21 protein-coding genes and 1 pseudogene are annotated in these 24739 nt (G+C 63.3%); 18 read left to right on the top strand and 4 right to left on the bottom strand.

The features are described from left to right. Window positions 1-122 precede the first annotated feature (122 nt). From ACX12L_RS09670 to ACX12L_RS09705, 8 genes are all read left to right on the top strand, one after another. Entirely contained in the window at window positions 123-1121 is a 999-nt protein-coding gene (locus ACX12L_RS09670; RefSeq protein ID WP_236598396.1) for a copper resistance protein B, read from the top strand. A gap of 22 nt (window positions 1122-1143) precedes the next feature. Continuing rightward, window positions 1144-1650: a cupredoxin domain-containing protein gene (locus tag ACX12L_RS09675; RefSeq protein WP_013519556.1), complete on the top strand. Its 507-nt coding sequence runs from the start codon at window positions 1144-1146 to the stop codon at window positions 1648-1650. Between the two features lie 54 nt (window positions 1651-1704). Then, entirely contained in the window at window positions 1705-2046 is a 342-nt protein-coding gene (locus ACX12L_RS09680) for a copper-binding protein (protein ID WP_013519555.1), read from the top strand. A 75-nt stretch (window positions 2047-2121) separates the two neighbouring features. Beyond that, window positions 2122-2592, top strand: coding sequence for a hypothetical protein (locus tag ACX12L_RS09685; RefSeq protein ID WP_013519554.1), 471 nt, complete (start codon window positions 2122-2124; stop codon window positions 2590-2592). A gap of 10 nt (window positions 2593-2602) precedes the next feature. Then, window positions 2603-2881: a DUF2933 domain-containing protein gene (locus ACX12L_RS09690; RefSeq protein WP_013519553.1), complete on the top strand. Its 279-nt coding sequence runs from the start codon at window positions 2603-2605 to the stop codon at window positions 2879-2881. A 4-nt stretch (window positions 2882-2885) separates the two neighbouring features. After that, entirely contained in the window at window positions 2886-3533 is a 648-nt protein-coding gene (locus ACX12L_RS09695; protein ID WP_013519552.1) for a methyltransferase family protein, read from the top strand. 55 nt (window positions 3534-3588) lie between these two features. Further along, window positions 3589-4092 carry a c-type cytochrome gene (locus ACX12L_RS09700; protein WP_013519551.1) on the top strand — a complete coding sequence of 168 codons (504 nt, stop codon included), beginning with the start codon at window positions 3589-3591 and terminating at the stop codon, window positions 4090-4092. A gap of 109 nt (window positions 4093-4201) precedes the next feature. Next, window positions 4202-6064, top strand: a complete 1863-nt coding sequence (locus ACX12L_RS09705) for a DUF3141 domain-containing protein (protein ID WP_013519550.1) — start codon at window positions 4202-4204, stop codon at window positions 6062-6064. Between the two features lie 4 nt (window positions 6065-6068). Here the strand turns inward: ACX12L_RS09705 and ACX12L_RS09710 are convergent, their stop codons facing one another. Beyond that, a complete protein-coding gene (locus ACX12L_RS09710) occupies window positions 6069-6260 on the bottom strand; it encodes a hypothetical protein (protein ID WP_162096607.1) in 192 nt (63 codons plus the stop codon). Here ACX12L_RS09710 and ACX12L_RS09715 point away from each other — a divergent pair. From ACX12L_RS09715 to ACX12L_RS09745, 7 genes and pseudogenes are all read left to right on the top strand, one after another. Beyond that, the gene (locus tag ACX12L_RS09715; protein ID WP_201395549.1) at window positions 6201-8543 is read left to right on the top strand and encodes a copper-transporting P-type ATPase; all 2343 of its coding nucleotides are present in this window, start codon (window positions 6201-6203) and stop codon (window positions 8541-8543) included. The genes ACX12L_RS09710 and ACX12L_RS09715 overlap by 60 nt on opposite strands. 35 nt (window positions 8544-8578) lie before the next feature. Next, window positions 8579-8839 carry a hypothetical protein gene (locus tag ACX12L_RS09720; RefSeq protein WP_236598191.1) on the top strand — a complete coding sequence of 87 codons (261 nt, stop codon included), beginning with the start codon at window positions 8579-8581 and terminating at the stop codon, window positions 8837-8839. Between the two features lie 44 nt (window positions 8840-8883). After that, complete coding sequence (locus tag ACX12L_RS09725) at window positions 8884-9420, top strand: hypothetical protein (protein WP_236598192.1); 537 nt, start codon at window positions 8884-8886, stop codon at window positions 9418-9420. A gap of 135 nt (window positions 9421-9555) precedes the next feature. Beyond that, entirely contained in the window at window positions 9556-10812 is a 1257-nt protein-coding gene (locus ACX12L_RS09730; RefSeq protein ID WP_172209245.1) for a TolC family protein, read from the top strand. Between the two features lie 15 nt (window positions 10813-10827). After that, window positions 10828-12342: an efflux RND transporter periplasmic adaptor subunit gene (locus ACX12L_RS09735; protein ID WP_172206868.1), complete on the top strand. Its 1515-nt coding sequence runs from the start codon at window positions 10828-10830 to the stop codon at window positions 12340-12342. Beyond that, window positions 12339-15458 (top strand): efflux RND transporter permease subunit, encoded by a 3120-nt coding sequence (locus ACX12L_RS09740; RefSeq protein ID WP_172206869.1) that lies wholly within the window; start codon window positions 12339-12341, stop codon window positions 15456-15458. The genes ACX12L_RS09735 and ACX12L_RS09740 overlap by 4 nt, the downstream gene beginning before the upstream one ends. 13 nt (window positions 15459-15471) lie before the next feature. Beyond that, window positions 15472-15668, top strand: a pseudogene (locus ACX12L_RS09745) (DUF3363 domain-containing protein); the annotation flags it as partial. A 44-nt stretch (window positions 15669-15712) separates the two neighbouring features. Here the strand turns inward: ACX12L_RS09745 and ACX12L_RS09750 are convergent. Continuing rightward, window positions 15713-17647 carry a cytochrome c/FTR1 family iron permease gene (locus ACX12L_RS09750; RefSeq protein ID WP_201398484.1) on the bottom strand — a complete coding sequence of 645 codons (1935 nt, stop codon included), beginning with the start codon at window positions 17645-17647 and terminating at the stop codon, window positions 15713-15715. Window positions 17648-17781: 134 nt separating this feature from the next. Next, window positions 17782-18216 carry a Cd(II)/Pb(II)-responsive transcriptional regulator gene (gene cadR, locus ACX12L_RS09755; RefSeq protein WP_201395550.1) on the bottom strand — a complete coding sequence of 145 codons (435 nt, stop codon included), beginning with the start codon at window positions 18214-18216 and terminating at the stop codon, window positions 17782-17784. 87 nt (window positions 18217-18303) lie between these two features. Here cadR (ACX12L_RS09755) and ACX12L_RS09760 point away from each other — a divergent pair, with 87 nt between their 5' ends. Both ACX12L_RS09760 and lspA read left to right on the top strand, forming a co-directional pair. Beyond that, complete coding sequence (locus tag ACX12L_RS09760; RefSeq protein WP_201395551.1) at window positions 18304-20703, top strand: heavy metal translocating P-type ATPase; 2400 nt, start codon at window positions 18304-18306, stop codon at window positions 20701-20703. Beyond that, window positions 20700-21779, top strand: coding sequence for a signal peptidase II (gene lspA, locus ACX12L_RS09765; RefSeq protein ID WP_172206873.1), 1080 nt, complete (start codon window positions 20700-20702; stop codon window positions 21777-21779). Before ACX12L_RS09760 ends, lspA begins: the two co-directional genes overlap by 4 nt. A gap of 159 nt (window positions 21780-21938) precedes the next feature. On the opposite strand, the gene cadR (ACX12L_RS09770) is transcribed toward lspA, so the two are convergent. After that, window positions 21939-22394: a Cd(II)/Pb(II)-responsive transcriptional regulator gene (gene cadR, locus ACX12L_RS09770; protein WP_172206874.1), complete on the bottom strand. Its 456-nt coding sequence runs from the start codon at window positions 22392-22394 to the stop codon at window positions 21939-21941. Between the two features lie 100 nt (window positions 22395-22494). On the opposite strand from cadR (ACX12L_RS09770), the gene ACX12L_RS09775 reads away from it, so the two are divergent. Continuing rightward, window positions 22495-24723, top strand: coding sequence for a heavy metal translocating P-type ATPase (locus ACX12L_RS09775; RefSeq protein ID WP_172206875.1), 2229 nt, complete (start codon window positions 22495-22497; stop codon window positions 24721-24723). Window positions 24724-24739 lie beyond the last annotated feature (16 nt).

Consider the following 24739-nt stretch of genomic DNA (forward strand, 5'->3'; position numbering starts at 1 on the left):
GCGCCGCCACGTCCGCTCTGGCTCAGGATCACGATGCGCATGGCGCACACGATGCTGCGGCACAGTCCAGCGCCGCGCCTGCGGCGGGGGCAATGACTGGCATGGATCATGGGGGAATGCCGATGCCCGCGGGCAGCGCGCCAGCAGGGGATGAAGCGCCTGCCATGAATCACGGCAGCATGCCCATGCGAGGCAGCGCTCCGGCTGCAAATCCTGGCGCGCCAACCATGGATCATGGCGTCATGCCGGGAATGGATCACGGCACCGTGCCATCCCAAGGTACCGACAGCGGCCCCGCTTCCGCGATGGAGCACGGCGCGGCGCCGGCGTCCGGCGGCGCGATGGCTGGCATGGGCCACGGTGCCATGCAAATGCAAGGCGGCAGCCCGCCCGCCGATGCGCGCGACCCCAACGGCTATTCCGACGGCTTCGAGCGCGGCAGCGGCAAGTATTCGCTCACGGGCGTGTCGCGCCTGCAACTGGGCGACCAGATGAGCTTTGCGAACCTGAGGGTCAACCGCTTGGAGCGCGCCTGGGCGCGCCACGGCGATAACGCCACGACGTATGACCTGCAAGCGCGCATCGGCCGCGACTTCAATCACCTGGTCATCAAGGCCGAGGGCGACATCGCCCAGGGCAAGCTACAGGATTCGCGCACCGAACTGCTCTGGGGCCACGCCATCGCCGCCTTCTGGGACAGTCAGCTCGGCGTGCGCTTCGACCACGGCACAGGCAAGGATCGCCAGTGGCTTGCGGCTGGCGTTCAGGGCCTCGCGCCCTACTGGTTTGAGCTCGATGCCACGGCCTATCTGGGCAGTGGCGGCCGCACCGCGCTGCGGCTCGAAGGGAGCTATGACTGGCTTCTCACGCAAAAGCTGATTCTGCAGCCGCGCACCGAATGGAATTTCTACGGCAAGAGCGATCCTGCCAACGCCATCGGCAGCGGCCTTGCCAACGCCAGTGCGGGTTTGCGCCTGCGCTACGAAATCACGCGCCAGATCGCACCCTACATCGGCGTCGAATGGCAACACGGCTTTGGCCGCACGGGAGACTTCGTGCGCGCCTCGGGTGGCAGTGCCACCCAGACGCGCTGGTTGGCGGGCTTGAGTTTCTGGTTCTGATTTTTCCCAAGGAGTCGTTTGAATGAATAAAAGCATCGTCATTTCCCTGTTTGCCGCTGCGGCGTTTCCGCTAGCTGCGCTGGCTGCTGGCACGCACGCTGGTGGCCACGACATGCCCGCCTCGCACGGCAACATGAGCATGTCGGAGCACAGCGCCATGTTCGGCCAGCCCGGCGACCCCGCCAAGGTCACGCGCACGATCGACGTGGTGATGAACGACAACATGCGCTTCGATCCCTCCAGCATCAATGTGAAGGAGGGCGAGACCGTGCGCTTCATGGTGCGCAACGCCGGCAAGATAAGGCACGAAATGGTGCTCGGCTCGCTGGACGAATTGAAGGAGCACGCCAAGGAAATGCGCGCCAATCCCGGCATGGTGCACAGCGAACCTAACCAGGTGAACCTTAAGCCCGGCCAGCGCGGCACGATGGTGTGGCAGTTCACCCAGCCGGGCAAGGTCGATTTTGCTTGCACCGAACCGGGACACCTTGAAGCCGGCATGGCCGGGCAAGTCGAGGTTGCTCGCTGAACTGATCTTGCAAGTCTTTTTGAACCCCCATCGGTTATTCCTTCAGAGATCATCGTGACCACCATCCAACGTCTGCTCACCATCTCCGCCCTGGCCATGGGCGTTGCCCTGCCGATGGCGGGCCATGCCCAGGTCAGCCCCAGTCCAGGTCAGGTGGCGGCGCCTGCGTCGGACTCGATAACCAATGGCGAGGTCAAGAAGGTCGATCCGGACAACGGCAAGGTCACCCTCAAGCACGGCGACATCAAGAACCTGGACATGCCCGGAATGACCATGGTCTTCACCGTTCGCGACAAGGGTCAGCTCACCAAGCTCAAGCCCGGCGACAAGGTGCAATTCACGGTCGTCCAGGAAGGCGGAAAGATGGTTGTCACCGACATCCAACCCGCGCGCTGAGCAGAGTCACCACCGCATCATGCCGCCGGACGCGGCAGCCCGAGTCTCCCCCCTCCACCGCAAGAAGGAAGCATCATGATTCACATTCGCCACTCCCTGATCGGCCTCTGTGTCGCCGCCGCCTCCGTGGGCGTGCTGGCGCAAGGCTCCGACGAGCACAAGGACCACCACCCGGGGGAAACGACCGCCCCTGCGGCGGCAACTCCGGCGCCGGCTGCAGCGCCGCCATCGCAGGCCATGAGCCCGGACATGATGGCCGCGATGGAACAACGCATGCGGGCCGTGCACGAGAAGATGGTAGCCGCCAAGACGCCCCAGGAGCGGCAGGCATTGATGGCCGAACACATGAAGACCATGCAGGACGGCATGCGCATGATGGAGTCGATGCACGGCCAGATGGCATCGGGCAACCCGCCCGCCGGTATGGCTGGCATGCAGCACGACCCGCAGATGATGGAAAGGCGCATGGACATGATGGAGTCGATGATGCAGATGATGATGGATCGAATGTCCATGCCGCAAACCTCCACTCCCGGCACAAAGTGAGGAGGCCGTCATGACCCATGACCATGCATCCCATCCGCAGAGTGTGCAGACCGGCGGGTTCTGGCGCTCGCGCTATGCCATCGGCCTGCTCGTGTTCGGCGCCGTCGCCGGGTACTTCCTATGGACCGAACACCGTGCCCACCTGGCGCAATGGTGGCCCTATGCCTTCCTGCTGGCCTGCCCGCTGATCCATGTCTTCATGCACAAGGGCCATAGTAGTCATGGCGGCCACGGTGGTGGCTCCGGAGCCACTGGCCAGGGCACTGGACAAAACTCCGGCAGGGGCTGAGGCCATGGAGCACACGGGATCGTCGTATGGCCTGTGGCCTCTGGTGGTGGTCAACGTGGCGATCTTCGTCATGTTCGCCTTCAGCTTCTTCAAGCCGGCCAGTGCGCGCGACTGGCGCAGTTTCGGAGCGTTTACGGCCTTCATCGTGGCGCTGTTCGTGGAGATGTACGGCTTCCCGCTGACCATCTACTTCCTGTCGGGCTGGCTGGGCCAGAAGCTTCCGGGCGTGGATCTGCTGAACCACAACGCTGGTCACCTGCTGGAACTGCTGTTCGGCTGGGGCGGTGATCCGCACCTTGGGCCGTTCCACATTCTCAGCTACCTGTTCATTGGCGGCGGCTTCTGGCTGCTGGCCGCGGCTTGGCCCGTGCTCTACGAGGCCCAGCGGCAGGGGCGGCTGGCGCGCACCGGTGTTTACGCTCGGGTGCGGCATCCGCAGTACATCGCCTTCGTGCTGATCATGTTCGGCTTTCTCCTGCAATGGCCGACCTTGCTGACGCTGTTGATGTTCCCGGTGCTTGTGGTGATGTATGCCCGCCTGGCGCACAACGAGGAGCAGGAGAGTGCACGCCGTTTTGGACAGGCCTGGCAGGAGTATGCGCTCCACGTGCCACGCTTCATTCCGCGCTGGGGCGCATGGGCCCAGCCTTGAGCGATGCATCCGATGACCAGAATGTGACCATCAGCATGAAATCAAGGAAGTTGCGATGACGTTGAAACCGCTGGCCTTGTGGGCCGCAGGACTGCTGGCCCTGCTGCTGGTGGCAGGGGCGGGCTATTTTTCTCTGCGCGTCAGCAATCGGCAGGCGGCGGCGCCGGTGCACAGCCTGCGTCCCGATGATCCCCAGGTGCTGCGTGTCGGCGCCCGCATCTATGCCCAACAATGTGCGGCCTGCCATGGCGCCAGGAGCGAGGGGCAGCCCAGTTGGCGTGATCGTGGGCCCGATGGCCTGCTGCCGGCGCCGCCCCACGACGCGAGCGGCCACACCTGGCACCACCCGGACGAGCAGTTGTTCGCCATCACCAAGCAGGGGCTGGCCCAGTTGATCAATCAGCCCGACTACCGCACAGCCATGCCGATCTACGGCGGTGTGCTGAGCGACGACGAGATCGTGGCCGTGCTGTCATGGATCAAGGCGCAATGGCCGCCAGAGATACGGCGCCGCCACGATGAAATCAATATCCAGTACCGCCAGTCTTTGTCCCGCTAGCCATCGGGGCATGGACCAGTGCGGGGCTTGATGCGTCCACAAGGAAAAAGGCTTTACCTTGCCACGATGGCAAGGTAAAGAATCGAGTCAACTCCACAAAGGCATGGGCATGAACCATCACCTGCATCACCACGGCCATGCCGCTGGCGAACAGACCCCGGCAACTCAGGCACTGTCGGCGCTGGACTTTTTCGACTACCAGCGGGACTTCCTCGAACGCACGGTACTTTTCTGGGACACGCTTCGCCAGCGCGCGAACAACATGCTTGAGCACGAGCGAGCCGGGTTGCCGCCGCTTCTGGATTTCAAGCACGAAACGCTGCTGGACGCGCGCCGCTTCGAGCGGCCAGTCAACTATGCACTGCTGCGCATCACCGAAATCGACGAGCATTGCTGGGACGACTGCGTCGACCCTGACAAACCGCCGGTCATCGTCGTAGATCCACGCGCCGGCCATGGCCCTGGGATTGGCGGTTTCAAGCGCGACTCTGAAGTTGGAATGGCCATGCGCGAAGGCCATCCGGTTTATTTCGTCATCTTCTTTCCGGAGCCGACTCTGGGGCAGACCCTGGCAGACGTGTTGCATGTGCTGCGGAGCTTCGTCGAAGAGGTCGCACTACGCCATCCTGGCAAGCCTCCTGTGCTCTATGGCAACTGTCAGGCTGGGTGGGCGGTGACGCTACTGTCCGCAGACTGCGCCGGTCTGGCCGGGCCGGTGGTGCTCAATGGCTCACCCTTGTCGTATTGGGCCGGTGAGTCCGGTGTCAATCCGATGCGTCTTTCCGGAGGGCTTCTTGGCGGCAGCTGGTTGGCGCATCTGACGGCCGACCTGGGAAATGGCCGCTTCGACGGGGCCTGGCTAGCGCAGAATTTCGAAAACCTCAAGCCCGAAAAGGCCGTTTGGGAAAAGTACGCCCAACTCTTCACCAACGTTGACAGCGAGCAGGAACGCTTTCTGGAGTTCGAACGCTGGTGGAACGGTTTTTATTTCCTGAGCCGAGAAGAGATTCTCGCGATCGTTGAGAACCTGTTCATCGGCAATCAGATTGAACAAGGTCTTTTCCGGATTTGCCAGGGTTGCACTGCTGACCTGAGGCGGATCACGAATCCAATCGTCATCTTTGCATCCTACGGCGACAACATCACGCCACCGCACCAGGCGCTTGGATGGATCCCCGCTGTCTACAGCGACACAGAGAATCTCAGGCAAGCCGGGCAGCGCATCGTCTACCTCACAAACCCGCATGTCGGCCATCTCGGCATTTTTGTCTCTGCCAGGGTGGCTCGTTTAGAGCACCGGGCCATCCTGGAGAGCCTGGCTGACATTGAAGCGCTGGCCCCGGGCCTCTATGAAATGAAGATCGACAATCCGTCGGGTGACCCGGACTGCCATAAACCCAGCTACAGCATCCGCTTCGAACCCCGTCAGGTGCAAGACCTGAAAACGGATTACCCGCAGGAAGCTTTTGAGCGAGTGAAACAAGTCTCGACGGTCAACGAAGCACTTTACCGGGCATTCGTCAGTCCTTGGGCGCAAGCGCTGGCCACGCCCTGGACAGCCGAAATGCTCAAGTGGCTCCATCCGATGCGCACCAGCCGTTATTTGCTCTCTGAAGCGTTCAGTCCATGGATGCGCGGCGTTGCCTTGCTGGCCGAGTCGCTTAGCAAGAACCGCCAACCGCTTGCGCAGAACCACCCGTTCATCAAGCGGGAGCGTGAAGCCGTAGGGGAAGTAACCCATGCGATGGGACAACTGCGCGAAGGCCGCGACGCTGCGAGGGAGCAGGCGTTTCGCCTGATGTTTCAAAACCCTGACTTGTTCTCAAGCGTTCTGAGCATGATGGGAAAAAAGGTCGGTGATGGCAATCTAGGGCGCCCCAATTCAGTTTCTGTGCTCGATGTGAAAGACGATCAGGTCGTGAAAACCGTTCCGGTGGGTAAGACGCCCAACGGCATCAGCGTTACGCCTTGACGGTTTAGCCGTCGCGTGCAGCCGCCGGGCAAGCATACAAAAAGTAGAACAAGCCAGATTCGTCCAATAAAAACAGCCTCGACCTTGCCATGCTGAACAGGTCAAGGGTCGAGCCAAACTCCACAAGGACATTGACATGAGCAATCACATACATCAGCACGGCAAGGGAGATTCGGCTGCCTTGGGTGGTGCGCATTCCGACATGTTCTATGTCTGCCCCATGCATTCAGAAGTGCGGCAGAAGCAACCGGGTCGCTGCCCCAAGTGCCAGATGCACCTGGTGCCCGAGGGCGAAGCGGCACATGGCCACCATCACCACGGCCATGCCGCTGGCGAACAGACCCCGGCAGCTTCTGCAGCGGCGCCCATGGAGGTCCCGGCGGGCACCATCTACACCTGCCCCATGCACCCGGAAGTGCAGCAGGATCATCCCGGCAATTGCCCGAAATGCGGCATGTCGCTCGAACCGGTGATTCCGCTGGATGAGGAGGACAACAGCGAACTGATCGATTTTCAGCGCCGCTTCTGGTGGACCCTGCCGCTGACCGTGGTGGTCACCATCCTGGCGATGTTCGGCCACCGCCTCGGCTGGTTCGACATGAAGACCCAGACCTGGGTCGAGCTGGTGCTGTCGCTGCCGGTGGTGTTGTGGACGGGGTGGCCATTTTTCGTCCGCTGCTGGCAGTCCATCGTCAACCGCAGCCCCAATATGTGGACGCTGATCGGCCTGGGCACCGGCGCCGCCTTTGTCTACAGCGTGGTCGCCACCCTCGCGCCCGGCGTGTTTCCAGACTCGTTCATCGCCCACGGCCGCGTCGCCGTCTATTTCGAGGCGGCGGTCGTCATCATCTCGCTGACCATGCTGGGTCAGATCATCGAATTGAAGGCGCGCTCGCAGACTTCGGCGGCCATCAAAGCTCTGCTGGGCCTGGCCCCCAAGACGGCGCGCCGCATCAATGCCGACGGCAGCGAGGAGGACGTGCCTTTGAACCATGTTCACGTCGGCGACCTGCTGCGCGTGCGGCCCGGCGAGAAAGTGCCCGTCGATGGCGTGGTGACCGAGGGCAGCAGTGCCGTCGATGAATCCATGCTCACCGGCGAGCCCGTGCCGGTGACCAAGCGCGCCGGCGACGGCCTGATTGGCGCCACGATGAACACCAGCGGCGCGCTGGTCATGCGCGCAGACAAGGTCGGCGCCGCCACCATGCTGTCGCAGATCGTGCAGATGGTGGCCAATGCCCAGCGCTCCAAGGCGCCGATGCAGCGCATGGCCGACGTGGTGGCCGGCAAGTTTGTGGTCGTGGTGGTGCTGATCGCAATCGCGACCTTCTTCGTTTGGGGATTCTTCGGCCCCGAGCCGAGCTGGGTGTTTGGCCTGATCAACGCCGTGGCGGTGCTGATCATCGCCTGCCCGTGCGCGCTAGGCCTGGCCACCCCGATGTCCGTGATGGTCGCCACCGGCCGTGCGGCCACACAGGGGATTCTGTTCCGCGACGCTGGCGCCATTGAAAAAATGCGCGAGGTGGATACGCTGATCGTCGACAAGACCGGCACCCTGACCGAAGGCAAGCCGGCCTTCGACACCGCCGTCGCCGCCCCCGGCTACACGCCGGACGAGGTGCTGCGCCTGGCCGCCAGTCTGGATCAGGGCAGCGAGCACCCGCTGGCGGATGCCATCGTCCGCGCCGCTCGGGACAAGGGGCTGAACCTGACCAAGGCCGACGATTTCGAGTCCGGCAGCGGCATCGGCGTGCGCGGCGCTGTCGACGGCCGGCGCTTGGCGCTGGGCAACACCACGCTCATGGAGCAGGAAGGCATCAAAGTGGACGCCCTGAAAACCGATGCTGAGCGCCTGCGCGGCGAAGGCGCCAGCGTCATGCACCTGGCCGTCGATGGCCAGCTGGCCGGCCTGCTGGCCGTGACCGACCCCATCAAATCCAGCACGCCCGAGGCCATCCACACCCTGCACGCCAGCGGCCTGCGCATCGTCATGGCCACGGGCGACGGCCTCACCACAGCCAGGGCCGTGGCCACCCGGCTGGGCATCGACGAGGTGCACGGCGAGGTCAAGCCCGCCGACAAGCTGGCCCTGGTCGAGAAATTGCAGCGCGAGGGCCATGTGGTCGCGATGGCCGGCGACGGCATCAACGATGCGCCGGCGCTGGCACGGGCCGACGTGGGCGTGGCCATGGGAACGGGCACCGACGTGGCGATGAATAGCGGCCAGGTCACCTTGGTTAAAGGCGACCTGCGCGGCATCGCGGCGGCGCGCGAGATATCCATCGACACGGTGCGCAACATGCGCCAGAACCTGTTGTTCGCCTTCATCTACAACGGTATCGGCGTGCCCATCGCCGCCGGCGTGCTTTATCCCATCACGGGCTGGTTGCTGTCTCCATTGATTGCAGCGCTGGCCATGAGCCTGAGCTCGGCCTCTGTCATCTTCAACGCGCTGCGGCTGCGGCGCGCACGAGGCTAACCCGCATCGAGACAATCAAAGAAAGGATATCGATCATGATGAACGGAATGTATATGAACGACATGGTGTGGTGGTTTGGCGCCCACTGGCTGATGATGCTGCTGGGTGCGGTGGTGATCGTGCTGCCGTTTTGGAAGATCTTTGCCAAGGCGGGCTTTTCCGGCTGGCTGGGCCTGCTGATGATCGTCCCCATGGTCAACCTGATCGCACTGTACGTGCTTGCGTTCTCGGAGTGGCCGAGATCGAAACGCGCCGACAAGTTGGATTCCGGTGAAATGAATCCAGGGTCTCGGTGACCTCGCATGCGCGGTGACTGGGCTGTCACGCGGGTAGATGAGCCATGGTGGCACTTCTTTCCTGGGACGGCTCTCTGATCCGCGGCAAGTTGTCACACATCCAGCACAGCGAACATCCCACCATGGTTTCCATCCGACGCATCGTCACACAATGGGGCCGCCGAATCGTCGGCGGCCTCATCGTGACCTTGCTGTTCTCGCAGATGGCGCTGGCGATGTATGCCTGCCCCAGGCTGGATGCGGATACGCACGCGGCATCGATGCAGATGGCGGGTATGGCCATGGACGAAGCCACCGGCATGTCCGCGATGCCGGACTGCCATGCCATGCCCGGGACGATGGACGACGAGTCTCCGCAGTTGTGCCGCGCCCATTGCGGCGGTGATGGCAAGCCCGCGCCGTCTCCGCAAGGGCTGGACGTTCCATCCATTGCGGCGGCCCATACGGTCTGGATAGCCTACCTGCTTCCCGTGGTGCCCGACCCGCAATCATCGACCGGCGCCAGGTTTGACCCAGCGTGGCTCGACCACCGAACGGGCTCTCTCCCCCTCTATCTCACTTTCCAGGTCCTGCGCAATTGACACACCAGGTCGTGCCCGCCGTGCATTGGCACGGCAGAACACGTGACTTCGTGGCTATCAATTTCGAGGACCATCATGCTTGTTTCTTCCTCCGGCGCTCCCGGCGAGCGTTGCGCCGCGCCTGGCCGTGGCGTCATGTGTGCGATCTCGTGCCGCACACCGATACATCGGCTGAGCATCGTGAGCATCGCCCTGGCTGGCAGCATGCTCGCTTCCAGCGGGGCCTACGCGCTCAGCTTTGCCGAAGCGCGGGAAATCGCTGAACAGCAAAGCCCGCGCGTTTCCGCGCAGCGATTGCAGATCGATGCGGTCGAGTCCGCGCAGAAGGCCGCCGGCACGCTGCCCGACCCCAAGCTTTCCGTTGGCCTCGAAAACTTCCCCATCAGCGGCATGGACCGCTGGAGCCTGACGCGCGAGCCCATGACCATGCAGCGCCTCGCCCTCATGCAGGAGGTGCCGAACCAGGCCAAGCGCGATGCCAAGGTTGCCAGCGCCCAGGCGCGCGTGGAACGCGAACGCGCGGCGCTGGTTTTGCAGCGCCTGCAGATACGGCAGGAGCTCGGCCTGGCCTGGATTGCCGCGCAGGCCGTGGAACAGCGCGATCAACTGCTCGCCGAACTGCTGGCCGAGAACCAGCGCCTGCAAGACAGCCTGCCCGCGCGGGTGGCTGGCGGGTCGGCCCAGGCGGGCGACCTGCTGGCCGCACAGCAGGAGGCGCTGGCGCTGTCGGACCGGCGCGACGACCTGCAGCGCGACCGGGCCAAGGCACGTGCCATGTTGCGGCGGTGGGTGGGGCCACGCGCCGACGAGGCGCTGCAGGGCGACACCGGCGCCTTGGTGCGGCCCGTGGCACAACTGCGCACCGAGCTCTCCAGCCACGCCGAGCTGGCGCTGTACCCGGCCATGCAAAGCATCGCACGGGCAGAGTCCCACGAGGCGCAGTCGGAATCGCGTGGCGACTGGTCCTGGGAGCTCGCCTACAGCCGGCGCGATCGACGATGGGGCGACATGGTGTCGTTCCAGGTGACGTTCGATCTGCCATGGCAAAAGGATAGACGCCAGACCCCGATGATCCAGGCCAAGCAGCGCGAGCTGGAGCGCCTGGAAGCTGAGCAGGAAGACGTGTCCCGGCGGCATTTGCAGGAGCTTGACGACAGCGCGGCCGAACTGCAGGCCCTGGACAGCCAGATCGAGCGCCTCAAGTCCACCGGGCTGCAGTTGGCGCAGGGGCGAGCGGAGCTTGCTCTGAGCAACTACCGGGCCGCCAAGGGCGACCTGAGCGCCGTGCTCGGCGCACGCGCCCAGGTGCTGGAGACGCGCCTGCGCCTGATCGACCTGCAAGCCCAGCGCGATGGCGTGACCGCGCGCCTGAACAGCCTGATCGCCGATTGAACGGAGCCCACGAACATGAACAATTCTTTGAAGAAATCCCTCGCGGGCCTGACGCTGATCGCCATGGGCGTGGCTGCGGGCTGGGGCCTGGCCCAATGGCGCGCCAGCAGCACGCACGCCGTCGACAGCGCGGCACCCCATGCCGCCGCGGCGGCCGAGCGCAAGGTGCTGTACTGGTACGACCCCATGTCGCCGACGCAGAAGTTCGACAAGCCTGGCAAGTCCCCCTTTATGGACATGGATCTGGTGCCCAAGTACGCGGACGAGGACGCCCAGGGCAGCACAGGCATCAGCATTTCCGCCCAGACCGTGCAGGCGCTGGGCCTGCGCACGGCCGTGGTGGTGCAACGGGCCATCGGCTCCGACGTGGACGTCGTGGGCAACGTCCTGCTTAATGACCGGGATGTGAGCATTGTGCAGGTGCGCTCAGCGGGCTTCGTGGAGCGGGTCTATGCGCGCGCGCCGGGCGACGTGATCGGTGCCGGCGCGCCGCTGGCGGACCTGCTGCTGCCCGAATGGGTGGCGGCGCAGCGCGAGTTCCTGGCGGTGCGTGCGCTCAAGGACGAGTCGCTGACGACGGCCGCCCGGCAAAGGCTGCTGCTGCTGGGCATGCCGCAGGCCCTGGTGGCCCAGGTGGAGCGCACGGGCGAGCCCAGGGGCATCTACACCGTAAGCGCGCCCCAGGGCGGCCTGGTGGCCGAACTCATGGTGCGCCAGGGCATGACCGTTTCCGCTGGCGCCAGCCTGGCGCGCGTGAATGGCCTGGCCACCGTCTGGATCGAGGCCGCCGTACCCGAGGCGCAAAGCGGCCCGCTGCAACCGGGCCATGAGGCCCAGGTGCGCCTGGCGGCGTTTCCCGGCGAAGTCCTGAAGGCGCGCATCGTGAGCATCCTGCCGCAGGCCAACAGCGACACCCGCACGGTGCGCGTGCGGCTGGAGCTGGCCAATCCCGGCCAGCGCCTGAAGGCCGGCATGTCCGGCCAGATCACGCTCAAGGGCCGCGAGCAGCCCGCCCTGCTGGTGCCCAGCGAGGCCGTCATCCGTACCGGTAAGCGCGCCCTGGCATATGTGGTCGATGGCCCCGGCAGGTTCCATCCCGTGGACGTGCAGTTGGGTGCAGAGATCGGTGACCAACTCGTGGTGCAAAGCGGGCTGGAGGCGGGGCAGCAAGTGGTAGCCTCGGCGCAGTTCCTGATCGACTCGGAGGCCAGCCTGCGCGGGGTGTTGCCCGCACAATCCGGTGCCTCCACACCGGCGCAGGGGCACGGCGAGCATGGCGCCTCCGCCCCCTCGGCCGGCGCTGCCAACGCCTTCACGGTCCGCGGCGTGATCGAGGAGGTTTCTCCTACCGAGCTGACGCTGGCCCACGACGCCGTGCCGGCCCTCAAGTGGCCCGCCATGACCATGGGCTTCAAGCTGGCCGATCCCCGCCTCGCCGCGGGCCTGGCACCGAAGCAACAAGTGCGCTTCACATTCTCCAAGCAGGGCGAGGACTACGTGATCACCGCAATCGAAAGGGCCAAGCCATGATTGCCAAGTTGATCCGCTGGTCGGTGGCGAACCGCTTTCTGGTGCTGCTGGCCACGGCCATGCTCACGGCGTGGGGGGTGTGGGGTGTACGCAGCACGCCCGTGGATGCCTTGCCGGACCTGTCCGACGTGCAGGTCATCATCCGCACCAGCTACCCCGGCCAGGCACCGCAGATTGTCGAAAACCAGGTGACCTATCCATTGGCCACCACCATGCTGTCGGTGCCGGGCGCCAAGACGGTGCGTGCTTTCTCGTTCTTCGGGGACTCGTTCGTCTATGTGCTGTTCGAGGATGGCACCGATCTGTACTGGGCGCGCTCGCGTGTGCTGGAGTACCTGAACCAGGTCCAGGGCCGCCTGCCGGCCACGGCCAAGCCGGCCCTCGGGCCCGATGCCACGGGGGTGGGCTGGATCTTCCAGTACGCGCTAGTGGACCGCACGGGCAAGAACGACCTGGCGCAGCTGCGCGCGCTGCAGGACTGGTTCCTGAAGTTCGAGCTCAAGAGCCTGCCCAATGTTGCGGAGGTGGCCTCGGTGGGCGGCATGGTCAAGCAGTACCAGGTCGTGCTCGATCCGATCAAGCTGGCATCCCATGGGCTCAGCCAGGAGCAGGTGCGCGCGGCGCTGGTGGCCGCCAATCAGGAAACCGGCGGCTCAGTGCTGGAGCTGTCGGGGGCCGAATACATGGTGCGCGCCAGCGGCTACCTGAAAAGCCTGGACGATTTCCGCGCCGTGCCGCTGGTGGCGCGCGGCGGCGTGCCGGTGCGCCTGGGCGACGTGGCCACGCTGCAGATCGGACCGGAGATGCGGCGCGGCATCGCCGAACTCGATGGCGAGGGCGAGGTCGCCGGCGGCGTGGTCATCCTGCGTTCGGGCAAGAATGCCCAGGAGACGATTGCCGCCGTCAAGGCCAAGCTGAGTGAGCTGCAGGCCAGCCTGCCCCAGGGGGTCGAGATCGTCACCACCTACGACCGCAGCGCACTGATCGAGCGCGCCATCCGCAACCTCACGACCAAGCTGGGCGAGGAGTTCCTGGTCGTGGCTCTGGTCTGCGTGCTGTTCCTGTGGCATCTGCGCTCCGCGCTGGTGGCCATCATTTCCCTGCCGCTGGGGGTGATGACGGCGTTCCTCGTCATGCGCTACCAGGGGATCAATGCCAACATCATGTCGCTGGGCGGCATTGCCATCGCCGTGGGCGCGATGGTGGATGCGGCCGTGGTGATGATAGAGAACGCGCACAAGAAACTTGAGGCCTGGCAGCACGCGCATCCGGACCAGCGGCTGCAAGGCAAGGAGCGCTGGGAGGTGATCACGCGGGCCGCAGAGGAAGTCGGGCCGGCGCTGTTCTTCTCGCTGCTGATCATCACGCTGTCGTTCATTCCCGTCTTTACCCTCGAAGCCCAGGAGGGACGCATGTTCGGGCCGCTGGCGTTCACCAAGACCTACGCCATGGCGGCGGCGGCCGGCCTGTCCGTGACGCTGATCCCGGTGCTCATGGGCTACTGGATTCGCGGCCGCATTCCCGACGAGCAGAAGAACCCCATCACCCGCATGCTGATCGCAGTCTACCGGCCCAGCTTGGAATGGGTGCTGCGCCGGCCCAAGGCGACCTTGTTGATCGCGGTGCTGGCGCTGGCGACCACGGCCTGGCCGCTGGCCCGGCTTGGCGGTGAATTCCTGCCCCGGCTGGATGAGGGGGATTTGCTTTATATGCCCTCGGCCCTGCCGGGGCTGTCGGCGCAACGCGCCACGGAGCTGCTGCAGATCAGCAACCGCATGATCAAGACGGTGCCCGAGGTCGAACGCGTGTTCGGCAAGGCCGGACGCGCGGAAACCGCCACCGACCCCGCGCCGCTGGAAATGTTCGAGACCACGGTGAAACTCAAGCCCAGGGAGCAATGGCGTGCCGGCATGACGCCCGAGAAGCTCGTCGAGGAATTGGATCGGGCCGTGAAGATCCCCGGACTGTCCAACATCTGGATTCCGCCCATCCGCAACCGCATCGACATGCTGGCCACTGGCATCAAGAGTCCGATCGGGGTCAAGGTGACGGGCAACGACCTGCACGTGATCGACCGCATCGCGGCAGAGGTGGAGCAGGTCGCCAAGGGCATTCCAGGCGTGTCGTCATCGTTGGCGGAACGGCTGACCGGCGGCCGCTATGTGGATGTGCAGATCGACCGCGTGGCGGCGGGACGCTATGGGCTGAACGTGGCCGATGTCCAGGCTGTTGTCGCCGGCGCCATCGGCGGTGAAAACGTGTCGGAAACGGTCGAAGGGCTGGCGCGCTTCCCAATCAATCTGCGATATGCGCGTGAATGGAGGGATTCACCGCAAAGGCTGAAGCAACTGCCTATTTTCACTCCCATGGGGCAGCAGATCACGCTGGGCACGGTGGCACGCATCGCCATCACCGATGGGCCGCCCATGCTCAAGAGCGAGAACGCCCGGCCGTCCGGCTGGGTATATGTCGATGTGCGTGGGCGCGATCTCGCTTCGGTAGCCAACGAGTTGCGCGATGCGGTCGGCCGTCAGGTGAAGCTGGAGCCGGGGGTGAGCATTGCCTACTCAGGGCAGTTCGAGTACATGGAGAGGGCCAATGCGCGGCTGAAGGTCGTGGTGCCGGCCACCTTGTTGATCATCTTCGTCTTGCTGTACCTGACCTTTGGGCGCGTCGACGAGGCAGGCCTGATCATGGCCACCTTGCCGTTCGCCCTCACGGGCGGTATCTGGTTCCTGTATTTGATGAACTACAACCTCTCCATCGCGACGGGGGTGGGCTTCATCGCCCTGGCGGGCGTTGCGGCTGAGTTCGGCGTGGTCATGCTCATCTACCTGAAGCAGGCCCTGGGTGAGCGCTGCCCAGACGGACGCAGGCCGACGCGCGAAGAACTGCTGGATGCGATCCGGGAAGGCGCCGTGCTGCGCGTGCGACCCAAGGCCATGACGGTAGCGGTCATCTTGGCCGGCTTGGTGCCCATCGTCTGGAGCAGTGGCACGGGTTCGGAGGTCATGAGCCGCATCGCGGCGCCGATGCTCGGGGGCATGGTGACAGCGCCACTACTGTCGCTGTTCGTGATTCCCGCTGCTTATGTGTTGATGCGCAGGCCGCGCTAACTTGACCATCCTTATCTACCGCCGTAGCGTCATGCTGGCCAGCGGGCGCTATGCGATAGCTCGATGACGGCATGGGGTTCAGCTAGGTTCAGCCTGGTGCCGTGGAAGCCGGTGATCAAGCAGCGGCTGGGGCAGCAGCTCGCCGTAAAGATGCGCGGCGGAATTGCGTCATGGGAAGTTGGGCGTCAACGCGGAGCATCTTTGGGGTAATCAGTGCGATGGCTCCCAGCCCAACGATTCAGGAGCACCAAGCATCACGCCGGCTGCGACCGGCGAGCAGTCTGGGCATTCAGCGCAAAACCGGCCAAGGCAATGATGAGGATCACAGCTTGCGCTATGGTGGTCTCTGCCGAAGGATAGACCCCAAGCACTTCGATGCGTGGCCAATGGATCGGACTGGCGCTCAGCCAACCGGCTTCTTGAAGACCTGCGACTCCCTTGCCCGCGAGTACGACGGCGAGGACGGCCACCAGAATCGAGCTGAGGCTGAAAAACTTGCCAATCGGCATGCGAGCGCTGGTACGCAGCATGAGCCATGCGAGGATGGCAAGGACGGCCATCCCACTCAGCAGTCCGCCGAGCAACGCACCGTTGTTGCCGTCACCGGCCAAGGCCGAGTAAAACAGTACCGTCTCGAAAACTTCGCGGTACACAGCAATGAACGACAGCGCAAACAACGCCCACGCCGAGCGTCGCGTCATCGCTGCGGAGAGCTTTTCCTTCAAATAGGCCTGCCATTTGCCGGCGGTGCTCTTTTGGTGCATCCAGAGACCGACACTCAACAGAACAATGGCAGCGAAGAGTGACGACACCCCTTCGGTCACTTCCCGGCTGGCACCGCTGATGCTCACGAAATAGGTTGCCACGGCCCAGGTTAGGCCGCCGCAGGCGAGCGCCACGATCCAACCCCCATGGACGTAGGCCAGGACATCGCGCCGTTCGGCCTTCTTCAGGAAGGCGAGCATGCCAACGACGATCAACAGCGCTTCCACGCCTTCGCGCAACAGGATGGTGATCGAGGCAATGAAGGTGGTCAGCGGCTCGGCTTTGTCCGCCCCCAGTTCGGTATCGACTTGGGCAAATAGGTAGTCCAGCTTCTGCGCCGTGGCGTCGGCTTGCTCCAACTTGCCGCTGGCAAGTGCGCCGCGGTAGGCCAGCATGGAATTTTCCACTTCGGTGAGCAGCGCCTGGTTGCGTGCGCGCAATGCCGGCTCCAGGGGCTCAAAGCCATCCAGATAGGCGGACAAAGCCAAGCGTGTCGCGTTGGCTTGGTCGCCTGCGCGCGCTGCGGCCAAGCTCTCCTGAAGCCGCGATCGGGCCAGGCACAACCCGCCCGTGCCGTTGGCGGCAACGGTCACTTTTGGATGGCTGCGGACGTAGGCGGTCAGATCGCGTGCCGTGTCTGGCGGCATCCGTTCGGACAAGGCGACCTCGGTCAATGTAGCTGCGGCCGCCAAGTCGGGAAAGGCGGCTTTGGCGGTGGCGTCTCGGCCCCAAGACTGCTCGCCGCGCGTGCGCATGGCATCGTCGTGCGACAGTGTCCCTGCAAAAAATGCCAACGCCCACCGATCTTCGTCGGAGAGCGTGGCGAAACTGGGCATCGATGTGCCAGCAACGCCTTGAGAGATGACCTGATAGAGCGCGAGCACGCTGCGCGAGCGTGCCCGGTCGTGATCGGTGAACGCGATCGGCGGTGGGGTCAGCTTTTCGCCGAGCGGGCCATCGCCCTGGCCTGTCGCCCCGTGGCATGCCGCGCAGTTGGCTTCAAAAAGCACCTTGGCTCGCGCGAGATCCGGCGGCGTGGAGGGCGAAAGCGGGAACGGGTATGCCTTGACCAGCGCCGCCGCCAGTGAATGGGCACTGTCGGCCACGGCCTTCGCGTCGGCCTTGGCCGCGATGAGTTCGCTCAGTGCCGTGGCCTGGCGTTTCAGTTCTGGGAGTGCAGGCGTGCTCGGCAGCACAGCAAGTTGCTGTCCTGCCGTCGCAGCAAACTCCTTCATTTCTTCATATTCGCTGGCGCGTTGAACCTTGCCCTCATGCACGGCGCCGCCGTAATCGACCGCGAGGTAGTCCAGCAATTGCCAAGTTTGCTTGGCCTTGTCTTGCGTAGCCAGGGGATCAGCATGAGCGACCAAGACGGTCACAAACCAAGAGAACAGAACGGCTGAGAGTATGCGTAGGGCTTGCATGAGGGCCTTACCGGCGGAGAATTTGCTTGTAAATGAGAATGATTGTAATTCATCATCCGTGCGCGGCACCACAACCGGAAGAGCATCAGGGGCTGCACCGGGGTCTGCCATCGCGTGATCAGCCCACCCACTGGTCACTCGACGGGAGCAATGGCTCCCCGCGCATCACACGCGCATCCCGACAGTCCTTGCAGAATTCCACACGCTTCGACAGGTCTGGCGCCGGAGCACGCGTCGCTCAAGTCGGCCAACTGGTGTTCGAGTTCGCGCAGCGCATCGATCCGTGATTTCACCTCGCGGATGCGCTCATCCAGAAGCGCGTTGACTTCGCCGCAATCCTGCGTAGGACTGTCCCGGTAGCTCAACAAAGTCCGCACGTCGCTCAATGGCATGTCCAGCGAGCGGCAGCGAAGTATGAACTGCAGGCGTTCCACATGCGCCTCTCCATACAAGCGGAAATTTCCCTGGCTGCGGCGAGCCAGCGGCAGCAGCCCCTCTCGCTCGTAATAGCGGATCGTCACCACCGGGCAGGCAGTGCGCTTGGCAAGTTCTCCGATCTGGAGGTTCATGGTGCGGATTTAGGGTAAATGACTTGACTCTATAGTAACTATAGAGTGTTAAATCATCAATCTCAGATCTACAAAAGAGGAATTGCCATGAGCGAATGTGGCTCCAAGGGATGCGGCTGCGCTGCCGTTGCGATGCCCGGCCCGAAACCGAATGCGGTCGATGCAGCGTTGCCGCATGTGCGCTACCGCATCGAGAACATGGATTGCCCGACCGAGGAAGCGCTGATCCGCGACAAGCTCGGGAAAGTGCCGGGCGTGGGCAGCCTCGAATTCAATCTGGTGCAGAGAACGCTGGGCATCAGCTATCAGCCCGCCTCGCTCCGCCCCATCGAAGAAGCGCTATCGGCCATCGGCATGCGAGCGGTTCGGATGGACGAGGAGACAGCCCAGCAAAGTACCGTCTTGTCCATCCAGCAAATGGACTGCCCCACCGAGGAGGCACTGATTCGCGGCAAGCTTGCGGGTGTGCCAGGCGTTGCGAATCTTGAGTTCAACCTCGTCCAGCGAAGCCTGCAAGTCGGGCACACACCCGACGCACTTCCCCATGTGCTTGCAGCCCTGAAATCGCTCGGCTTCGACGCCGAGGTACGCACGGCCTCGGCACCTGCGGCGGCCGAGGCACAAGCGCCCGCACGCACAAACTGGTGGCCGCTTGCGGTATCAGGCGCAGCCGCAACGCTGGCCGAGGTCGTGTACTGGCTCAACGGCGGCAACCACTGGGCCGTGGTCGCGCTGGCCTTGGTGGCCATCCTCACTGGCGGCCTCACGACTTATAAAAAGGGCTGGATTGCGCTCAGGAACCGCAACCTGAACATGAACGCGCTGATGTCCATTGCGGTCACCGGCGCCATGCTCATAGGCCATTGGCCCGAGGCGGCCATGGTGATGGTGCTGTTTGCACTGGCCGAAGTGATCGAGGCCAAGTCCCTGGATCGGGCCCGCAACGCCATCCGTGGTTTGATGGATCTCGCCCCGGATACGGCACTAGTCCAGCAAGCAGACGGTAGTTGGGCTGAAATGAACGCCAAGACCGTGCCCGTCTGCAGCCGTGTTCGCGTCAAACCTGGTGAACGCATCGCCCTCGACGGTAAGGTCGTCGAGGGCCGCTCCACCGTCAACCAAGCACCGATCACTGGCGAGAGCCTTCCGGTCGACAAGGCTGAAGGCGATCCCGTGTTCGCTGGCACGATCAATGGGGAGGGTTCGTTGGAGTTCCGCGTCACCGCGGCCGCCAGCGCCTCGACATTGGCCCGCATCATCCATGCCGTCGAAGCGGCCCAGGGAAGCCGCGCGCCGACACAGCGCTTCGTCGATCAATTTGCGCGGTTGTACACGCCAATCGTATTTGCCGTCGCCCTCGTAATAGCGTTCCTGCCCCCGCTGGTGTTCGGCCAGCCGTGGCTGGACTGGATCTACAAGGCACTGGTTCTGCTGGTCATCGCTTGTCCTTGCGCTCTGGTGATCTCCACCCCGGTGACCATTGTCAGCGGTCTAGCTGCGGCCGCACGGCGCGGCATCCTGATCAAAGGTGGCGTCTATCTGGAAGAGGGTCGCAATCTCAAATGGCTGGCCCTGGACAAAACGGGCACGATCACGCACGGCAAGCCAGCGCAGACTGATTTCGCGGCATGGGGCAACACCGATCCAGATGCTTCCAGATTGCTGGCCGCAAGCCTCGCCGCCCGTTCGGATCACCCAGTGTCCTTGGCGGTGGCACGTGCAGCAGTGAACGATGGATTGGCACCGCGCGATGTAGCCGATTTTGCGGCACTACCTGGGCGCGGAGTCCGTGGCAGCATCGACGGTCAGACCTATCACCTGGGCAACCACCGCCTGGTCGAGGAACTGGGCATGTGTTCGCCTACGCTGGAATCGCGGGTGTCCGCGCTTGAATCCGAAGGCAAGACCGTGGTGATGTTGATCGGTCAGGACGGGGTGCGGGCGCTGTTCGCAGTGGCTGACACCGTGAAGGACAGCAGCCGCCAAGCCATTGCAGAACTGCACAGCCTTGGAATCAAAGCGATCATGCTGACCGGTGACAACCCGCACACCGCCACGGCCATTGCCAGCCAGGTCGGCATTGACCGCAGCCGGGGCAACCTGCTGCCCGAGGACAAGCTGCGCGAGGTGGAGCAACTGTCGGCAGACGGGAAAACCGGCATGGTGGGCGACGGCATCAACGACGCGCCGGCGCTCGCGCGTGCGGACATCGGCTTTGCAATGGGGGCGGCGGGAACCGATACCGCCATCGAAACCGCCGACGTTGCGCTGATGGATGACGACCTGCGCAAGCTGCCAACGTTTGTGCGGCTGTCCCGTGCAACAGCCAGCATCTTGAAGCAGAACATCGCCCTCGCGCTGGGCATCAAGGCGGTATTCCTCATCCTGACTTTCACAGGGCAGGCCACGATGTGGATGGCGGTGTTTGCCGACATGGGGGCCAGCCTACTGGTGGTCGGCAACGGTTTGAGGCTCCTGCGCCGATGAGCTGGAAGTTCGTTCTCTACGATTGGGGTGGCTTGAATGGCGCCCTGTTTCAGTTCATCAACGAGGGCACGCCGCTGATTTTGATGCCGCTGGCTTGGCTCTTCAGCAACGTCCTGGGCAACTACTGGACTGCGCCCTTGGTTATGTTCGCACTGTGGGCATGGTCAAGATCAACGGTGGTGGCGGGGCGCGCCTTGGCGATTCGGCGGCAGCTTCTCCAATTCGTGATCGGCTTCGGCATCGCGTTTGCGATCGCCTCCATCTTGAAGCTCTGGCTCGATTTTCCGCGACCGGCGGCGGTATTTGGCCAGTTGGATCACGTGCTTGGCACAGTGGAGAAGCACTATAGCCTGCCGAGCGGTCATTCCACCTACGCCGCACTCGTAGCCGGGGCATTGTGGCCGCTGGCCAGTATTCGCCTGCGCCTGGCGTTAGGCGCCTATGTCGTTCTCGTCGGCTGGTCGCGCATTGCTGCAGGCATGCACTTTCCCGCTGATGTGCTGGCCGGCTGGGTGATTGCCTCCGGTAGCCTAGTGTTTGCGGGCTCGCTGTTGACGATGCTGCCAGGTACCAGGAGGTTGGCGGGGCTCCATGCACCCGGCATCTGGTACAGCTTGGCTGCAGCAGTGCTACTTGGCGATCAATTCACAAAGGCCGTCGTCTCGCTCCTTTTCGGTTACGGCGATCAAGTCGCTGTAACCCCTTTCTTCAATCTCGTCCATTTCAGGAACAACGGGGCTGCTTTCAGCCTGCTGGCTGGTGCTGGCGACTGGGCACGCTTCGGTTTTTCCGCGCTAGCACTGGGAGTCTCGCTCTGGCTGATCCGCCTGTTGCGTCAGGGAGTTTCGAAATGGGAAGGCGTTGGTTATTGCCTGATCTTGGGTGGGGCGTTGGGTAATGCAGTGGACCGACTGTTGCGAGGGGCTGTAGTCGACTTCATAGATTTCCATTGGCGGGGAGCGCATTGGCCGGCTTTCAATTTGGCTGACGTTGCGATCTCATTTGGCGTGGCCTGCTTGCTTGCTGCTGCGATGCATCAAGGCAAGCCTGTTGCGTCAGACCCTGGATACCAATGAGAGTTGGATTTTTCGGAGGAACTGGTTGTATCGGCGAAAAGCGTGATCGCGGCAAGCATGAGTCTGTCTGAATTGATGAAATCGAAGTGACCTATAGCTGGCGCACCACCCTTGGTAAATGCTTACTTTAAGCGCCAATTTGAAGTGCTCTTGGCGCAGTCACTTGAGGCCGTGTGCCCCATGAACATGGCCGCGTCGAGCCGTTGACCCGTGAGCATGGCGCGACGCCGTGGACAACTCAGTCAGGATGCCGCATTGGCTGGCCTGCTGGGATTCACGGCAGTTTTCCCGCAAGGTTTTGAGCTGTCGTTCCAGCGCCTTCAACTCCTTGATGCGGGTGGCCACATGGCCGATGTGCTCGTCGAGCAGGTCGTTCACCTGGGCGCAGTTCTCGTGAGGCGAGTCCTTGAAGAGAAGCAACATTCGGATTTCGCCCAGCGTCATGTCCAGCCCTCGGCAGTGCCGAATGAAGGACAGTCGCTCAACATGTTCGCTGCCGTACACGCGGTAATTACCTTCTGTACGTGGCGTTTCTGGCAACAATCCTTCGCGTTCGTAATACCGGATCGTCTCGACCTGGGTGTGAGTGGCCTTGGCCAGTTCGCCGATTTTCATATCTTCACCTTTAGCGGTGGCGGGTTATTTCCTAGTTATTGTAGGCACTTGACACTGCAGTGGCTACAGGGTTTCTAATCCATCCGACAAGGAGAAGATCATGAACCCTGCTCGCCAACGCCAAAAAGTTGACACTGGCTGTGGAAGTGGCTGCGCTGCACCGCCAGTCGTGAGTGAGCCGGCGGCGTCTAGTGCGGCGACTGCCGCGCCACAGCGATTTCGGATCGCGAACATGGACTGCGCTTCGGAAGAGTCAGAAATCCGTCAAGCGCTGGACGGCCTGGCAGGCATTCGTGGCTTGCAGTTCAACTTGGGAGATCGCGAGTTGGCCATCGCAGCCGATGACCGCGCTTTGCTGCAGGCACTGGATGCGATTCGCAAGGCGGGCTTCAAACCGGAGCCACTCGGCGTGGAAGATCAATCGGAGGGAGCTACCGCTGCCTCGCCAACAGGCTTCTGGATTGCATGGGGCAAATTGATTGGTGCCTTAGGCTTGGCATTGGCGGCTGAAAGCTTGGCATTCGCCTTTCCGGATAGTTGGCCAGCAAGAGCGCTGGGGATGGCGCTGGCCGCAGTGGCCATCGCACTGGCGGGCTTCTCGGTCTACGGCAAAGGTCTTTCCGCGCTGCGACAGGGCCGCTTGAACATCAATGCCCTGATGACTGTGGCCGTGACAGGCGCCTTCTTGATAGGCCAGTGGCCAGAAGCCGCCATGGTGATGGCCTTGTATGCCATCGCAGAAGCCATCGAGGCGCGGGCTGTAGATCGGGCGCGGAACGCCATCAAGAGCTTGCTGGCTCTCGCACCGGAGCAAGCCGAGGTGCGCCAAGGGGATGGCAGCTGGATGCGCTTCGGCGTCAAAGCGGTCGCTGTCGACGCGATAGTGCGCATCCGCCCAGGAGAGCGCGTTCCTCTGGATGGCATCGTGGCGCTCGGCCAGAGTGCCATCGACCAGTCTGCTGTGACAGGGGAAAGCCTGCCGGTAGACAAGGCCCCAGGCGACGAAGTCTATGCAGGCACCATCAACCAGTCTGCAGCACTGGAAATCCGAGTCACCGCGCCCGCTTCGGACAGCACCCTGGCGCGCATCATCCACGCCGTCGAGCAGGCGCAGTCATCCCGTGCGCCAACCCAGCGTTTCGTGGATCGGTTCGCCGCCATCTACACACCCGCAGTTTTCATTTTGGCAGTGGCAGTTGCGTTGTTAGCGCCGTGGATCGCGGACTTGAGCTGGATGCAGGCCGTCTACAAGGCCCTGGTGCTGCTGGTCATCGCCTGCCCCTGCGCCTTGGTCATTTCCACACCTGTCACGGTCGTCAGCGGCTTGGCGGCTGGGGCAAGGCGGGGGATCTTGATCAAAGGCGGCGTTTACCTGGAGGATGCGCGCAAGATCAAAGCTGTGGCATTGGACAAGACCGGCACCATCACCGAAGGCAAGCCAAAACTGGTGGCCTTCGAGCCTGTGGACTCAAGTCTCGATCAATGGGCTCTGGAGGGGCTTGCGAAAAGTCTTGCCGGTCGCTCGGATCACCCGGTTTCCAAAGCCATCGCAGAGGGGCTGTCAACCGCCGATCAAGAGGTGGGAGAGTTTCAAGCCGTTGCAGGGCGCGGCGTGCAAGGGGTGATCGGCGATCACCCCTACGCGCTGGCCAACCACCGTTGGATCGAAGAGCGGGGGCAATGCTCGGCTGAACTCGAAGCCCGCCTTGCAGTGCATGAACAAGCTGGCCGCACCGTCACGCTTCTTGCCAACAGCGAGCGTGTCATGGCGATCTGTGCGGTGGCGGACACCATCAAGCCATCCTCCGCGCAGGCCGTAGCCGACCTGAAGTCGCTGGGCGTGACACCAGTCATGCTCACAGGGGACAACGTCGCAACCGCGCGCACGGTTGGCTCCCAGGCGGGCATAGCCGAGGTGCGTGGCAACCTGCTACCCGAAGACAAGTTGCAGGCCATCGGCGAACTTCAGCAGCGCGTGGGCATCACGGCGATGACTGGCGACGGCATCAATGACGCGCCCGCTCTTGCCAAGGCTGACATTGGCTTTGCCATGGGCGCTGCAGGGACCCACATTGCGATGGAGGCCGCCGATGTCGTCGTCATGAACGATGACCTGCGTCGTCTGCCGGAAACGATACGACTCTCCAAGCGCACCCACGCCGTACTTTGGCAAAACATCAGTCTCGCGCTGGGCATCAAGCTGGTATTCCTGCTGCTGGCCATCTTCGACAATGCCACTATGTGGATGGCCGTGTTCGCCGACATGGGGGCGAGTTTGCTGGTGGTGTTCAACGGATTGCGGCTGCTCGGGAAGCGGGCGGACCAGTAAACCGAAGTCTGGAGTA

The sequence above is a fragment of the Alicycliphilus sp. T452 genome (assembly GCF_054512775.1).